General features: G+C 53.5%; 13 protein-coding genes and 1 other annotated feature. Of the genes, 12 read left to right on the forward strand and 1 reads right to left on the reverse strand.

Annotation, left to right across the window (positions count from 1 at the left end; all coding sequences use genetic code 11):
- Nucleotides 1-14: 14 nt before the first annotated feature.
- From IEW70_RS09905 to IEW70_RS18510, 5 genes are all read left to right on the forward strand, one after another.
- On the forward strand, nt 15-830 hold the full coding sequence (locus tag IEW70_RS09905; protein WP_188647763.1) for a cytochrome C assembly family protein: 816 nt from the start codon (nt 15-17) through the stop codon (nt 828-830).
- 145 nt (nt 831-975) lie between these two features.
- On the forward strand, nt 976-1,905 hold the full coding sequence (hemC, locus tag IEW70_RS09910; protein ID WP_188647764.1) for a hydroxymethylbilane synthase: 930 nt from the start codon (nt 976-978) through the stop codon (nt 1,903-1,905).
- Nucleotides 1,902-2,702 carry a uroporphyrinogen-III synthase gene (locus IEW70_RS09915; RefSeq protein WP_188647765.1) on the forward strand — a complete coding sequence of 267 codons (801 nt, stop codon included), beginning with the start codon at nt 1,902-1,904 and terminating at the stop codon, nt 2,700-2,702. Before hemC ends, IEW70_RS09915 begins: the two co-directional genes overlap by 4 nt.
- 15 nt (nt 2,703-2,717) lie before the next feature.
- The gene (gene hemB, locus IEW70_RS09920) at nt 2,718-3,692 is read left to right on the forward strand and encodes a porphobilinogen synthase (RefSeq protein WP_188647766.1); all 975 of its coding nucleotides are present in this window, start codon (nt 2,718-2,720) and stop codon (nt 3,690-3,692) included.
- A gap of 181 nt (nt 3,693-3,873) precedes the next feature.
- Nucleotides 3,874-3,987: a DUF4260 family protein gene (locus IEW70_RS18510; protein ID WP_188647767.1), complete on the forward strand. Its 114-nt coding sequence runs from the start codon at nt 3,874-3,876 to the stop codon at nt 3,985-3,987.
- Between the two features lie 43 nt (nt 3,988-4,030).
- On the opposite strand, the gene IEW70_RS09930 is transcribed toward IEW70_RS18510, so the two are convergent.
- On the reverse strand, nt 4,031-4,348 hold the full coding sequence (locus IEW70_RS09930; RefSeq protein WP_188647768.1) for a hypothetical protein: 318 nt from the start codon (nt 4,346-4,348) through the stop codon (nt 4,031-4,033).
- A 359-nt stretch (nt 4,349-4,707) separates the two neighbouring features.
- Here IEW70_RS09930 and IEW70_RS09935 point away from each other — a divergent pair, with 359 nt between their 5' ends.
- The 7 genes from IEW70_RS09935 to IEW70_RS09965 all read left to right on the forward strand — a co-directional run bounded on the left by IEW70_RS09935 (nt 4,708) and on the right by IEW70_RS09965 (nt 14,803).
- A complete protein-coding gene (locus tag IEW70_RS09935; RefSeq protein ID WP_188647769.1) occupies nt 4,708-5,043 on the forward strand; it encodes a hypothetical protein in 336 nt (111 codons plus the stop codon).
- Nucleotides 5,044-5,066: 23 nt separating this feature from the next.
- Complete coding sequence (hemL, locus tag IEW70_RS09940) at nt 5,067-6,350, forward strand: glutamate-1-semialdehyde 2,1-aminomutase (RefSeq protein WP_188647770.1); 1,284 nt, start codon at nt 5,067-5,069, stop codon at nt 6,348-6,350.
- Between the two features lie 631 nt (nt 6,351-6,981).
- Nucleotides 6,982-8,421 carry a LysM peptidoglycan-binding domain-containing protein gene (locus tag IEW70_RS09945; protein WP_188647771.1) on the forward strand — a complete coding sequence of 480 codons (1,440 nt, stop codon included), beginning with the start codon at nt 6,982-6,984 and terminating at the stop codon, nt 8,419-8,421.
- 76 nt (nt 8,422-8,497) lie between these two features.
- Nucleotides 8,498-9,571: a YutH/CotS family kinase-like spore coat protein gene (locus IEW70_RS09950; RefSeq protein WP_188647772.1), complete on the forward strand. Its 1,074-nt coding sequence runs from the start codon at nt 8,498-8,500 to the stop codon at nt 9,569-9,571.
- A gap of 462 nt (nt 9,572-10,033) precedes the next feature.
- Nucleotides 10,034-10,195, forward strand: coding sequence for a hypothetical protein (locus tag IEW70_RS09955; RefSeq protein ID WP_188647773.1), 162 nt, complete (start codon nt 10,034-10,036; stop codon nt 10,193-10,195).
- A gap of 129 nt (nt 10,196-10,324) precedes the next feature.
- Nucleotides 10,325-10,552: a binding site (T-box leader), on the forward strand.
- 46 nt (nt 10,553-10,598) lie between these two features.
- Nucleotides 10,599-13,253 carry a valine--tRNA ligase gene (locus IEW70_RS09960; RefSeq protein WP_188647774.1) on the forward strand — a complete coding sequence of 885 codons (2,655 nt, stop codon included), beginning with the start codon at nt 10,599-10,601 and terminating at the stop codon, nt 13,251-13,253.
- Between the two features lie 209 nt (nt 13,254-13,462).
- Nucleotides 13,463-14,803 carry a bifunctional folylpolyglutamate synthase/dihydrofolate synthase gene (locus tag IEW70_RS09965; RefSeq protein ID WP_188647775.1) on the forward strand — a complete coding sequence of 447 codons (1,341 nt, stop codon included), beginning with the start codon at nt 13,463-13,465 and terminating at the stop codon, nt 14,801-14,803.
- Nucleotides 14,804-14,807 lie beyond the last annotated feature (4 nt).

Consider the following 14,807-nt stretch of genomic DNA (forward strand, 5'->3'; position numbering starts at 1 on the left):
AGGAGGAGGCCCAGTTGTTCGCCGAGCACTGGTTTTACGACTTTATCATCTATATTTATGCACTGAGCCTGTTGTTTGCTTTTTCTGATTTGCTGCATCCCAATAAAAACGCCCGTCGGTTGGCTCTCTGGTTATTAGTGGTGGTTTGGATTTCCCAAACCGTCTTTTTTGCCGTCCGGCTGGGGGAAATCTTTCCGGCGCTGACCGGCTTTGATTCCCTCATATTTTATTCCTGGGCTTTGGTCACCTTTACATTGATCATTAACCGGTTTTACCGGATGGATTTGTTCGTGTTCGCTGCCAATGTGGTCGGTTTTGCCGTTTCCGCCGTCAATTTGTTTATCCGGCCGGAAACGGCTTCTGCCTTGACAGGGCCTTTGTTGTCCGAGTTGGTATTCATCCATGTGACCCTCGCTTTTTTGGCTTATGCGCTCTTTTCATTGTCCACGGTGTTTGCGGTGCTGTATTTGGTGGGCAGCTACTTGCTGAAACAAAAGCGGTGGAACCAGACACTTCGCCGCTTGCCCAGCTTGGGCCGTCTGCAGGAATTGGCCTACTGGATGAATGTCGGCGGTGTACCGCTCCTGCTGCTCGCCTTGGTTCTGGGGATGATCTGGGCGTATCAAAAGGTGGGCGGGGGATTCTGGTACGATCCCAAAATCTTTGGCTCCCTGTTGGTGCTGGCGGCATACTCCACCTTTTTGTACCAACGGGTGGTCAAAGGATGGAACGGACAGCGGCTGGCCTGGTGGAGTGTTTTGTCCTTTTGCACCATCTTGATCAACTACATCATTTCCAGTGCAGGTTTATCCTTTCACCAATGGTTGTAAATCTGTGAACTGGAAGCGGCCGGCCGTTTTTTCATCGAGCTCTTTGACGGTACGTACGGTAAGAGAGCGAGAGGGAAGAACGACGTCGCAACATACCGTCCGCTTTGGGGGCGGCTTTTTCTTACATAGAAGAGGAGGGCGAAAGATGCGAAGGGTTGTCGTAGGAACCCGGCGAAGCGAGCTTGCTGTCACCCAAACACAATGGGTGATGGACCGTTTGGCCGATCACCTTCCCGCAGGGTGGGACATGCGGCAAGAGAAGATTGTGACCAAAGGGGATCAGATTCTGCACGTCACCCTGTCCAAAGTGGGCGGGAAAGGCTTGTTTGTCAAGGAGATCGAACAGGCCCTGCTGGACGGACGGATCGATCTGGCGGTACACAGCATGAAGGATATGCCCGGTGACATGCCGGATGGATTGTGCTTCGGTGCCGTCACTTCCAGGGAAGATCCGCGGGACTGTCTGCTTTCCCGGAACGGAGAAACATTGGATGAGCTGCCGGAAAATGCGCTGGTGGGAACAAGCAGCTTGCGCCGGCAGGCGCAGCTCTTGGCGTATCGGCCGGACTTAAGAGTGGAGCCGGTTCGCGGCAACCTCAATACCCGCTATCGGAAACTGATGGAAGGTCAATTTGATGCCATCGTGTTGGCAGCGGCGGGGATCTCCCGGATGGGCTGGGAGGAAAAAGTAACCCAGTACTTGCCGGAAGAGGTTATGCTTCCGGCTGTCGGCCAAGGAGCGCTGGCGGTTCAGTGCCGGGAAGAAGATGAAGAGATGCGGGAAGTGCTCCAAAAGGCGCACGACCCGGCCACTGACCGTACCGTGCGGGCGGAACGCACCTTTTTGCACGCATTTGAAGGGGGCTGTCACCTGCCCATCGCCGGGTATGCTGTGCAGAAGGGCGAAGAGGTTCTGCTGCGCGGTTTGGTTGCCCACCCTTCCGGAAGCCGTGTGCTGAAGGGCGAGCAACGCCACAAGGATCCGGAAGAAGCGGGCCGGCTGCTGGCTGCAGAACTGCTGGACAAAGGGGCGCGGGAGCTTTTGGCTGAGGTGAAAGAAGGGTTGGATGGATGACAAGATCGGAGGAGTTGCCTCTGCAAGGAAAGCGCATCCTGATCACCCGGGCTGAAAAGCAGAGCAAAGCCTTTGCCCGCCGCTTGCGGGAGCTGGGGGGAGAGCCGGTTCATTTTCCGGTGATCCAGATCACCCGTCCGGCGGATGAGGATCCCCTGGATGCGGCACTGGATCGGTTGGAGACCTTTGACTGGCTGGTATTTACCAGCGCCAACGGAGTGCGCCATTTTTTCCGCCGTATGGATGAGCGCCTGCAGGATACACGGGTACTGCAAACGATCCGCACCGCTGCTGTGGGGCCCAAAACGGCGGAAGCACTCAAGGAGCGAAAACTGCACGTGCTGATCACACCGGAACAGAATCACGCCGAGGCATTGGCTGCAGCGCTGGCTCCCGCTGTGCAGCCGGGAGAGGAGATTTTGTTCCCCAGGGGGAATCTTGCCCGCCGTGCCTGGTTGGAAGAGCTGGAGCTGTTGGGTTGCCGGGTGACCGATGTCGTCGCATATGAAACCCGCCCGCGGACCAAAGGGGCGGACCGGATGGTAGAGCAGCTTCGTGCCGGAGAGGTGGATATCGTGACATTTACCAGTTCCTCCACCGTACACAACTTTATCCAGGCTATTCAACGGGTGGAGCCGGACTGGCACATGTTGCTGGACGGCGTGAAGACGGCATGCATCGGCCCCAGCACGGCGGCTGCGCTCCGGGAAAAAGGAGTGGAGCCGGATGCTGTGGCCGAACCCCATTCCCTGGACGGGTTGATTCAGGCTGTGACAGAGATAGCGGGAAACGAATAAGAGGAGGAATACAAGGTGAAACCATTTGCGCGTCATCGCCGTTTGCGAAGCAGTGAAAATATCCGCCGCATGATCCGTGAACATCACGTCGCAGCGGAGGACTTCATCTCACCGGTGTTTGTGGTGGAAGGCGAAGGGATCAAAGAGGAAGTCCCCTCGATGCCCGGAGTGTTTCACTACTCGCTGGATCGGCTCGATGAAGAGTTGTCCGAAGTCGTAGAGCTGGGCATTCCGTCGGTGATTGTCTTCGGTGTGCCCTCAGAAAAGGACGCCTGCGGCAGCCAAGCCTATGCTGAAAACGGGATCGTGCAGCAGGCGATTCGTTCCATCAAGGAACGCTATCCTTCCTTGTATGTCATCGCCGATACCTGTCTGTGTCAATATACGGATCACGGACATTGCGGTACGGTGGAAGAGGGAGAGATCCTGAACGACGAATCGTTGAGACTCCTGACCCAAACCGCCGTCTCCCAAGCAGAAGCCGGAGCGGATATGATCGCTCCTTCCAACATGATGGACGGTTTTGTGGCAGCCATCCGGGAGGGACTGGATGAAGCCGGCTTCGAGCGGATCCCCATTCTCTCCTATGCGGTGAAATATGCTTCCGCTTTCTACGGACCCTTCCGGGATGCCGCCCATTCTTCACCCCAGTTCGGCGATCGGCGGACGTATCAGATGGATCCGGCCAACGCCCGGGAAGCGTTGCGGGAAGCTGCATCCGATGTGGCGGAAGGAGCCGACATGCTGATGGTGAAGCCGGGCATGGCGTATATGGATATCATCCACCGGCTGAAGGAACGGTTCGACCTGCCCGTCGCCACCTACAACGTCAGCGGCGAATACTCCATGATCAAGGCAGCAGCCCAAAAGGGCTGGATCGACGAAAAGGCCGTCGTCTTGGAGATGCTGACCGGTTTCAAACGCGCTGGTGCGGAGCTGATCCTCACCTACCACGCCAAGGAGGCTGCCCGCTGGTTGCGGGAAGGTTGAGAGGAACCTGTTGACCCGATTGGGTCAGCAGGTTTTATTGTTCCAAAAACTCTTGGGTAAACAAGGGAAGCCGCTTTAAAAGAAAGATTCTATGCGGCGAGAAGCAAATGATGAGCTATAGAAGGTTTTTTGTAACTGCCGTGCTGTAGCCTATGGCGAGCCATAAAACAAAAAATGAACCATGTCTGTTGTTGCAGATTCGTTGATTTGGATCGCGCACATTGCTTTTGACTGGACCCTTGGATTCGGGCTTAAATATGACCAATTCAAACATACTCACATACAAAGATTATAAGTGTATGCAACCTATTCACACATAGACCGGTCTGTCCGCTCATTCACAATTTTTCCGTTGCTTGTGCGACGTCGATAACTTTCCGGGTGCAGCCGTCGACCTCGTGGCGTAAAATCACGCGAAAATTAACTCCTTGATCGCGGATGGCATCCCGAACAAAAGGACCCTTCGTAAAGGCATGGCGCCCCCCGTTTTCCCATTTCAAAGCAATGGCTTCCGCCCATCTTTTGTTGACGGGAAGCTCATGATCATCCAGGTTGATTTTGTAGTAGCCGTTGTAGAATGTCATCCCCGCAAAACACAAAAACCAGGCCATCAGAGGAAACACCGGCTGTTTCAGCGGCTTCCCCAGCTTTCTCAAAAAATATATTCCTCCAAGTCCTGTCAAAAGCAAAATACTGAAAATACCCATTGGATTATGGAGTTGCTGGACATACAATATTCCCCCTTTCTAAACTATTGGAGAGAAGCCGAGTGAATCCTTTTTAAAGGTCACTCGGCTCTTATTGATATCCCGATGATGCGGGTTATGCCAAATCGCCGATTTTCCTTGGGCCTTGGTACCCGCCTTGTGATATTCTAAAATAGAAAGAGCAGTTTCCTTTGATCGGGAGATTGTGAGGTCAGCACTTCTTTACGTGTTGGAAGTGCTTTTTTGTATGACCCGTCAGCAGAGGAAACAAAGCTACATAGACGCCGTTGCAAGGAGGCAAGCTGAAGGTGGAAGAATCCTTTCCGTTGGGGCGGATTGAGGTGGAAACGGACGGGAAACGGTTCCCGATCCGTTTTTGGAAGGCGGAGGTAACAGTGAATGCACCGGGACCCGGCAATTTGAAAAACTGGTATGTATATATTCAAGGGATGAACGCAGAGAGTGCCGATGTGTTGGACGACTGTTTCTACTATGACCGGCGGCAGGTGACACTCCATATGGAGACTGCCGGCGGCAAGCCGTTGGAAGGGGAAGCGGAAGTGGAACAGGTCGCAGTCGGGCCCCATTCCCATGTAAAATTGTTGGGCAGAGGGGTTCTCTACGGGTTTGAATTGTTGATGTAGATCTGGATAAGGAGGAATAGCCCTTGCGTAACTATGAAAAATCGGCGGCATCCTTTGCTGAAGCGAAACAAGTGATTCCCGGCGGAGTGAACAGTCCAGTCCGTGCCTTTAAATCGGTGGATATGGAACCGGTGTTCATCGAACGGGGAAAAGGGTCCCGGGTGTATGATGTGGATGGCAACGAATACATCGACTATGTCGGTTCCTGGGGTCCGCTCATTTTGGGGCATGCCCACCCGGCTGTGGTGGAAGCGGTACAGGAAATGGCTGCGAAAGGCACCAGCTTTGGAGCGCCGACGGAGATCGAGACGAAGCTGGCCAAGCTGGTAACGGAACGGATTCCGTCCATTGAAGTGGTACGGATGGTGAACTCTGGCACCGAGGCGACCATGAGCGCCTTGCGTCTGGCTCGCGCTTATACAAAACGGAACAAAATCCTCAAGTTTGAAGGCTGTTACCACGGTCACTCGGACAGCCTTCTGATCAAAGCGGGATCCGGTGTGGCTACCTTGGGTCTGCCGGACAGCCCTGGCGTGCCGGAAAATACGGGGCAAAATACCTTGACCGTGCCGTACAATGATTTGGACAGCCTGCGGATTGCCTTCCAAAAGTTCGGCCACGACATCGCCGCCGTCATCATCGAGCCGGTGGCGGGCAACATGGGAGTCGTCCCGCCGGAGCCGGGTTTCCTGGAAGGTGTGCGCAAGATTACCTCCCACTATGGAGCCCTCCTCATCTTTGACGAAGTGATGACCGGTTTCCGGGTGGATTACCATTCGGCTCAAGGTTTATATGGCATCACACCGGACCTGACCACCCTTGGTAAAGTGATCGGCGGGGGATTGCCGGTTGGTGCCTACGGCGGACGCCGGGAGATCATGGAGTGGGTGGCTCCGGCGGGGCCTGTGTACCAGGCCGGCACCTTGTCCGGCAACCCGCTGGCGATGGCGGCGGGTTACACAACCTTGACTCATATGACACCCGAGGCCTACGATGCCCTGAACCGACAAGCGGCACGCTTGGAAGAGGGCTTGCGACAAAACTTTGAGGAAGCGGGAATTCCCTACCATATCAATCGTGTAGGCTCCATGGTCTGCGCCTTCTTTACTGGGGAAAAGGTAGTCAACTATGAGACGGCCTGCAAGTCCGACCTGAAAAAGTTTGCCCGCTACTTCAAATTGATGATGGATCAAGGGATCTCCATCGCACCGTCTCAGTTTGAAGGCATGTTCGTCTCCACAGCCCATTCCGATGAAGATATCGACCGGACACTGGAGGCGAATCGGGAAGCGTTGAAACAGCTGTAAACAGAAGAGAAGGCAGGCTCCCATCATCGGAGCTTCGGGGCTGTTGACAAATCCATTTTCGGGAAGAAGAGAGCACATCTCACAAGGAAAGACCTTTGAACGGCGCACCTAGTGACGGAGCATAGAACGAGGCACGACCTGGAAATAGCACAATGGTGTGACGGGGGCTGCGGGTACTTGTGCCTGTGAGTGCACACAAGCTTTTCTTCGGCTCGCGCCTTGGTCATCGCACTCAAGGAGGTCGCTCGTTCCAAAGTTACGCTGTGTTTCGAAACGGACAGATTCACATCTGTGACGTCCGGAGAGAGTGCGACGGGTAGCCGATTTTTGCCGTAACTTAAGGGGCTGTTGTCATCCATCTAAGAGGCTTCATCCATGGAGTCTCTTTTTTTGCTCTTATACCGTTGTCCTCTGCAAGCTCCGCCGGACGGGTATATCCTCCCTTTGCCCGCATATAGTTACAGTAAGTCGAAAACCTATGACGGTTCCGCTTGGTAATGCCCTTGGATTTCCCATCTCCTCCCGGTGTGTGATGGGGCTGCTGCGTTTACCGGCAGCAAGGCACAGGGAGACGATGTACGCGGAGTCATTGGTTTTTTCGGTAAACAATGCTTCTGAGGGGGGAAGTTCATTGACGGGCAGCAATTATAACCAGCTGCGGTTTGACATACTGGAGAAGGTCCGCCTCCAACCCCAGCAACCGGGGATTCAAACCCTCCTGGAACTGGACCTTTATCCAGATGTCGAAGTGGAGGATCAAGGTACCCATTTGAAAATCCAAGGTTTTCTCCGGCTAAATGGAAAGTACGCAGGAGAAGGAAGTACAGAAAAAGGTGCTGACTATGTTTCGGAAACCAAATCAGAGGGTGCTTTTACTCACTCGGAGCCGATCGCCTACGTAATCCCTGTAGAGATTACCCTTCCGGCCAACCGGGTGGATATGGATCATATCACTTCGGAAATTCAATCCTTCGATTACAAAGTGTTGTCTCCTTTTGAACTGCAGATCGATGCCGTGTTGGTAATCGATGGATTACTGGAAGAACCGCAAAAGGAACCCAAAAACGAGGCGGATTATGAAGTGGTGGATCGGTATCAGTTTCCGACCTTCACCGTCCCCAAACAGGGGGAAGAGGAAGATTCCCAACCATCCAACCATTACGATGATCCGGAAAATTACGAGTTTGTCCATGTGGCGCGTGTGGATGATTCTTCGCCGGAAACAGAGCCTTCGTCGTTGGATGACGGGGAAGAGGCAAGCCCGTCTTTTTCGGCTGAGGATGCATTATCGTTATCGGATGATCAAGCTGTAACCGCACAACTGTCTAATGAGGCGGAAGAGCCGGAAGGACCGCAAGAGCTCCATGAATCCCAAGAGCTCCATGAATCCCAAGAGCTCCATGAATCCCAAGAGCTCCAAGAATTCCAAGAACTGCAGGACCCGCAAGATCCGCAAGAATCCCACGAAATACAAGAGGATTCCGCGGAGGAATCAACCGAAATCATATCGGAATCGGCGGATGAACATGGAACAAATGAAGACGGGGAGGATTCCACGGCCGAACCGACGGACCCTCCGGAAGAAAAATCTTCTAAAAAAGATACCATCGTTGCATTTAAGAAAAAGGGAGAGAGCTTCAAGGAAGATTGGAAATTCGCCGATCGCTTCCTTCGTCAACCGAATCAAAACGATTTTGTTTTTCGGGAAGGTGCCCCGAACGAGGAAGCGTCCGATCTTTTACAAGATCAAATCTGGACGGCTCCTGTTCCGGATGAGGATGACGAGCAGATGCAATCCGGCCCCGAACTTCTTGAAACGGAAACGGAGGAAACGGAATCGGATGATGCTGCGGAGGAAAACAAAGGGAGCCGGTTGGAATGGGCCCGTTGGATACTTGGCGAAGAAGAAGAGAGATTTGTCAAGATGCGGATGGTGATCGTACAGAAAGAGGATTCCATCGATGGGATCGCCGAGCGGTATAAAGTGTCGGCCAGCAAGATCCTTCATCTGAACAAAATGGAATCGGATGTGCTCGAAGAAGGCCAAATTGTCTATATACCTGGACAGTGAAGCTTTCGCCAAGGCCGCTGCCTGCATGATTCATGCGGCGGTGGCTGATTTTTTGGATGGAAAGTGAGGGATTGCGGTGAAGGTGGATCCGGTTCGTGACAGAAATGTATTGCCGGAGGTGTTTTCCCGGTATGGCTGGTCGCCCCGGCGAGTGGGAATGTCTCACGGGTTGATCAAGGTGGATACGGGCAACGGAGTTTACGCTCTGAAAAAAACGGAAGCATCCCCGGAAAAATGTAAATTTTTGTACCGCATTTTGGAGGACGTCAAGCGGGCAGGTTTTGAGCACATCGTCTCATGGGAGCTCACCCGCTCGGGGGAGCCCTATGTATCGACTTCAGAGGGCACTTGGTATGCGGCACCCTGGTATGGGGAACGGGTGAAGAAAGGGACCGACTTGCCGATAGAGGAGTTATTGGGACAATTGGCCCGGATTCATCGTTTGTCCCAGCCGGCGGTGGAAGGGATCGAAGACTTCCGTGTTCAGGCAGATGAGGTGCTGATCAATGAGTGGAAAAAGAAGAAAGAACAGCTGAACGAATTCAGGAACACAGCGGAAGAACGGGAGTTTCCGTCTCCACTGGACAAAGTATTCAAAGAGCAGGCGGCGCTGCTGGACAAAGCTTTCGGATTTGCGATCCAAGGCATGGAGCGCTTTGTGGAAACGGACAAAGGTCGTCCTCCCCGTTATACATTGGTGCACTCGCGGGTGCACCCGCAAAATTTGCGGACGGGTGAGCACGGGTGGAAATGGTTCGATTTTGATCACGCCCAGCTGGACAGTCCGGTTCGGGATATCGCTTCCTTCTTCAGGCGTCTGTTGCCCCCGGGCGAAGGACAGGAAGAAGACTTGGCCTCCTTGCTTTCTATCTATGAGGATGAGATGAAATTGACGGGGAAAGAGAAAAAATTATTGGCTTTATACCTGGCTTATCCGGAGCGTCCGTACCGTCTGTTAAAGAAGTACTATGAGGAGCCGAAGGTCTTGGCTGAATCAGCGGCTGTGCACCGGCTGGAAGAGGAAACGGATCGGCTGCAGCTTTTCCAATCCTGGGTGCGACAGCTGTGGAAGCGGAATCCGGGAAAAGGCACAGGTTCTCGCGAATCCATCACCGTAAGTGAGAAGAAAGCCCCCGCCAAGAAACGGTAAAAGGTACTCGAAGCACCGGTACGCCGGTGCTGTTTTTTTATTTTAAAAGAAATCACTTTCTGCCTCGTTGGATCAACCAGGTTTCCAAAGCTTTTACTGAAGCTCCCAGCGCAATCGTCCAAGCAATCACACGCAAGAATTCCATTAGCCACACCTTCTCTATGGGCATTTGCTATATTTTTCTTCAGGAAAGAGAGTTGCCTTTATACAAATCATATGCAGAAAGGCAACAACGGTGAAGGGCGGATGCGGACATCCCCTATTGTAATCACCCAACCATGATGGTTTAAGAAAAAGGATTTAGTACGGGCTGTCACTGATCTTTTGCGGGTATTTTTGTCGAAAAAGGGAACTTATTCGCTGATATCGCCGTTAAAAAGGGTGGACAAGCGATCAGGAAAGGCGCAAAATAGTAACGTACTGCAGAATGTAGACCGACAATCGAGACGAGGGGGGATATTCATGAACGCGGTGAAATCGACGGTACGCAGCATGTATCGCGGGTTCATGATCCTTTTCATCCTGAGCTTCATGCTGTTGAGCACGGTCTTGTTGCTGGCTTTTCTGGCTGACCCGCAGTTGATGTGGGAAAGTGTGCAGCAAGCTTTCGGCATGGTCCGTTAAGGAATCATACTTTTATTTGTAAACGGATAGTATCTCCAAGGAGTTCACCGTGGGCGAACTCCTTTTTTGTGGAGACATTTGACTTGACGTCGGTGGGAGGGTTAGAATAGGATAGCGAAAACATCATCAAAAACGGCATGGATGGGGAATAGTAGGCGGTGTACCCTTTTCAGAGAGGAGGCCCTTGGCTGCGAGGTCTCCAAGGCGAACCCGTCGAAGGTCACCCCGGAGCTGTCCGCCTGAACCGGTCAGTAGGGCGGAACGTACCCAGGCGTTAACGGGCAGAGCGTACGGCACCGGTTTATCCGATTGTCGTAAATAAAGGTGGTACCGCGGAACACTCCTTCCGTCCTTTGGACAGAGGAGTTTTTTTATTTGGAAGAAAAAACGAAGGAGGTCCAACATGGCTGAGCAACAGAAGCCCAGTATGCCGTCTGCTTACGATCCGAAACAGGCGGAAGCGAAATGGTATGACTACTGGCTGAAAGGCGGTTATTTCGAAGCCGGGAAAGATCCCGAGAAGAAACCTTATACCATCGTGATTCCTCCGCCGAACGTGACGGGTAATCTGCATATCGGTCACGCGCTCAATAACACCTTGCAGGATATCCTGATCCGTTTCAAGCGGATGGAAGGGTATGACGCCCTTTGGCTGCCGGGGATGGACCACGCCAGTATCGCGACGGAAGCCCGGGTGACGGCCAAGCTGAAAGAACAAGGCATCCACCGGCACGATTTGAGCCGGGAGGAGTTTCTGAAGAAAGCTTGGGAGTGGAAAGAGCACTACGCCCAAGTCATCCGCAACCAGTGGAGTAAGATGGGGCTGTCTCTCGACTATTCCCGGGAACGGTTTACCATGGACGAAGGGTTGTCCCGTGCGGTGCGGGAAGTGTTTGTCCGCTTATATGAAAAAGGCTTGATCTACCGGGGCAAATACATTATCAACTGGGATCCCCAAACCCGGACAGCGCTCTCCGATATCGAAGTGATCTACAAGGAAGTGCAGGGGAAACTGTACCACATGCGCTATCCTCTGAAGGACGGCAGCGGATACATCCAGATTGCCACCACCCGTCCGGAAACGATGCTCGGGGATACCGGTGTGGCTGTGCACCCGAAGGATGAGCGGTATAAAGACCTGGTGGGCAAAACGGTGATCCTACCGATCGTCAACCGGGAGATTCCGATTGTAGCCGATGAATACGTAGATCCGGAGTTCGGGAGCGGTGCGGTAAAAATCACACCGGCTCACGATCCCAACGACTTTGAACTGGGCCGCCGCCATGACTTGCCCCAGGTTCTCATCATGGACGAAAGCGGCACCATGAATGAGCATGCGGGACCGTACCAAGGGATGGACCGGTTTGAATGCCGGAAGCGGATTGTGAAGGACATGGAAGACGCCGGCGTGCTGGTAAAGGTGGAGGAGCATACCCATTCCGTGGGCCACAGCGAACGCTCCGGCGCCGTCGTGGAGCCGTATCTCTCCACCCAGTGGTTCGTAAAGATGAAGCCGCTGGCGGAGAAGGCCATTGAAAATACCCGGTCCGGCAAAGGTGTGCGGTTTGTCCCGGAACGTTTCGAGAAAATTTATCTCCACTGGATCGAGAACATCCGGGATTGGTGCATTTCCCGGCAACTGTGGTGGGGACATCGGATTCCGGCCTGGTACTGTCAAGAGTGCGGAGAGACGATCGTGGATCGGCACGATCCGGATACCTGCCCCCATTGCGGAAGCAACGATCTGAAGCAGGAAGAAGACGTGCTGGACACTTGGTTCAGCTCGGCATTGTGGCCGTTCTCCACATTGGGATGGCCGGAAAACACCGAAGATCTGAAGCGATACTATCCCACCGATGTGCTGGTGACAGGGTATGACATCATCTACTTCTGGGTTGCCCGGATGATCTTTACGGCCTTGGAATTCCTGGAAGAAAAGCCGTTCCGGGATGTGCTGATTACAGGATTGGTTCGGGATGCCGAAGGGCGCAAGATGTCCAAGTCCCTGGGCAACGGCGTGGATCCCATGGATGTGATCGAAAAATACGGGGCCGATGCCATGCGGTTTATGCTGGCCACCGGCTGCACGCCGGGGAACGACCAGCGTTTCCGTTGGGAACGGGTGGAGTCCGCCCGCAACTTTGCCAATAAGATCTGGAATGCTTCCCGCTTTGCCTTGATGCATCTGGAAGGGGTGAAGCAGGAAGAGCTGGAGTTGAACGGACCGTTCTCCACGGCGGATCGCTGGATTTTGCATCGTCTGAACGAAACCGTCGCCGAAGTGACCCGTCAATTGGGCCGCTATGACTTTAGTGAAGCGGGACAACAATTGTATCGATTCATCTGGGATGATCTGTGCGACTGGTATATCGAGTTTGCCAAACTGCCGCTCTATGGTGAGAATGAAGAGGCCAAACGGGTGACGCGTTCCGTGTTGGCCTATGTGCTGGATCAATCTCTGCGGCTGTTGCATCCCTTCATGCCCTATGTGACGGAGGAGATTTGGCAGCATTTGCCGATTCGCGGCGAGAGCATCACGGTAGCCGACTGGCCGACAGTGAAGGAGGCGTTCCAAGCACCGGAAGCTGTGAAAGAGATGAAGGTGCTGATCGAAACCATCCGTTCCGTCCGTAACATTCGGGCCGAGATGGAAGTACCGCCGAAGAAGCAGGTGGATCTGATCATCCGCGCCGAAACGGATACCCTGCCGGTGTTTCGCAACAATGAACCGGCCATTCGCCGCCTGTGCGGAGTGGAACGCTTCCGGGCTGGAACCGATGTGGAGCGGCCGGATAAAGCGATGACGGCGGTAGTAACCGGTGCCGAAGTGTTCCTGCCTCTTGAAGGGCTGATCGACATTGAGCAGACCATCGCCAAGCTGGAAGGGGAGCTGAAAAAGCTGGACAAAGAAGTGGAGCGGGTGGAAAAGAAACTGGCCAACCAAGGTTTTGTGGCCAAAGCCCCTGCCCATATCGTGGAAGAAGAACGGCGCAAAGGCGAGGAATACCGGGAGAAACGGGAAAAAGTGCGCCAGAGGTTGAAAGAGATCAAAGGCTGATCAGGTAAATATTGAAAAGAAATGAACATGCTTACCCGCCTGGAAAACGGATTGAGAGTGGTTTGTGGCGGTCTTGTTCTCCCATCCGCCTCTCTTGGAAAAGAGTCGATGGGAGAACGTTGCCACACGTGAGGTAGGGTACGACGTTTTATCCCCTTGCACTTTTTCCGCAGGACCGATAAGCTGTTCTTTGTATAGAAGGGTTGAGTATGATGACGAAACCGTTTACTAGCATACAGAGTATAATGGATTGGATGCAAAACGGCGGCTGTGCCCGGGGTGTGAAACCCGGACTGGAGCGCATGGAATGGGCTCTGGCCCGGCTGGGTAACCCTGAACGGCGGCTCAAAGTGATTCACATCGGTGGAACCAATGGTAAGGGTTCCACCGCTGCCATGGTGGCTGCCGTATTGCAACAAGCCGGATACCCCGTTGGATTGTTTACTTCCCCTTATATTATGGAATGGAATGAACGAATTCAGCTGGACGGAAAACCGATTCCCGAAGAAGACTTTATCCGTTGGGCTGAACGTCTCCGTCCGCTCATGGATGAAATGGAGCAAGAGGGGGTTGGCCGCCCCACGGAGTTTGAGTTTTGGACGCTGGTGGCGATCAATTGGTTTGCGCGGGATGCCGTTCCGTGGTTTGTCGTGTGGGAAGTGGGTCTTGGCGGCCGTTTCGACTCTACCAATGTGGTGCATCCACTCTTATCGGTTATTACGAACGTGGGCAAGGATCATACCCAATGGTTGGGCGAGGATATTGCAGAGATCGCTGCGGAAAAAGCGGGCATCATCAAGCCCGGCGTACCGGTGGTGACCGGATGTGAAGATGAAAAGGCACTGTCGGTACTCCGGGAAACTGCCCAACAGAAGAACAGCCGCCTGTATGAACTTTCCAGGGACTTCGAAGTCCAGATCATCGCGCAGGAAGCAGGTCGGCAGATCTTTCATTTCTCCAACTTGTTCCGGGAGTTGCCGCATGTGACCATTCCCTTTACCGGTACCCATCAGGTGAAAAATGGGGCGATTGCTCTGATGACCTTGGAACTGCTGCGGCAATATTATGCTACGGTCATCGAAGATGAGGACATTTATGCCGGTTTGATGGAAGCGCGGTGGCCGGGCCGTCTGGAACGGATTTATGACAATCCGGCGGTTCTTCTGGATGGTGCGCACAACCGGGAAGGGGCTCAGGCCTTGGCCCGGGCAGTGGAAGAGTTTTACGATTATGATCGGCTGTTTCTGTTGACGGCGGTCATGAAAGATAAACATGTGGACGAGATCCTTAAGCCCTTGGTTCCGCTGGCGGATCACGTGGTGGTCACAGAAGCGGGTCAGCCTCGGGATCTGGAGGCGCAAGCCTTGGCAAAGTCCGTCAAATCTATCCGCGAAGACATTCCGGTGGAAGCTGTACCCTCTCCGCGTGAAGCCTTTCAGCGATTGAAAGAAGCGACGGGAGAAAAAGATCTGATCTTGGTAGCTGGCAGTCTGTTTTTGGTATCCGAAATTCGCAAACAAGTGGTCGGAAAATCACAGGAATCGGGGTGAGCAG

It is taken from the genome of Marinithermofilum abyssi (assembly GCF_014641195.1).
Lineage (GTDB): Bacteria > Bacillota > Bacilli > Thermoactinomycetales > DSM-45169 > Marinithermofilum > Marinithermofilum abyssi.

What these genes read in the sequence shown, in the direction of transcription:
- hemC (WP_188647764.1), top strand. Translation starts at nt 976, where the DNA reads ATGCGAAGGGTTGTCGTAGGAACCCGGCGAAGCGAGCTTGCTGTCACC.
- IEW70_RS09915 (WP_188647765.1), top strand. Translation starts at nt 1,902, where the DNA reads ATGACAAGATCGGAGGAGTTGCCTCTGCAAGGAAAGCGCATCCTGATC.
- IEW70_RS18510 (WP_188647767.1), top strand. Translation starts at nt 3,874, where the DNA reads ATGTCTGTTGTTGCAGATTCGTTGATTTGGATCGCGCACATTGCTTTT.
- IEW70_RS09955 (WP_188647773.1), top strand. Translation starts at nt 10,034, where the DNA reads ATGAACGCGGTGAAATCGACGGTACGCAGCATGTATCGCGGGTTCATG.
- IEW70_RS09960 (WP_188647774.1), top strand. Translation starts at nt 10,599, where the DNA reads ATGGCTGAGCAACAGAAGCCCAGTATGCCGTCTGCTTACGATCCGAAA.
- IEW70_RS09965 (WP_188647775.1), top strand. Translation starts at nt 13,463, where the DNA reads ATGATGACGAAACCGTTTACTAGCATACAGAGTATAATGGATTGGATG.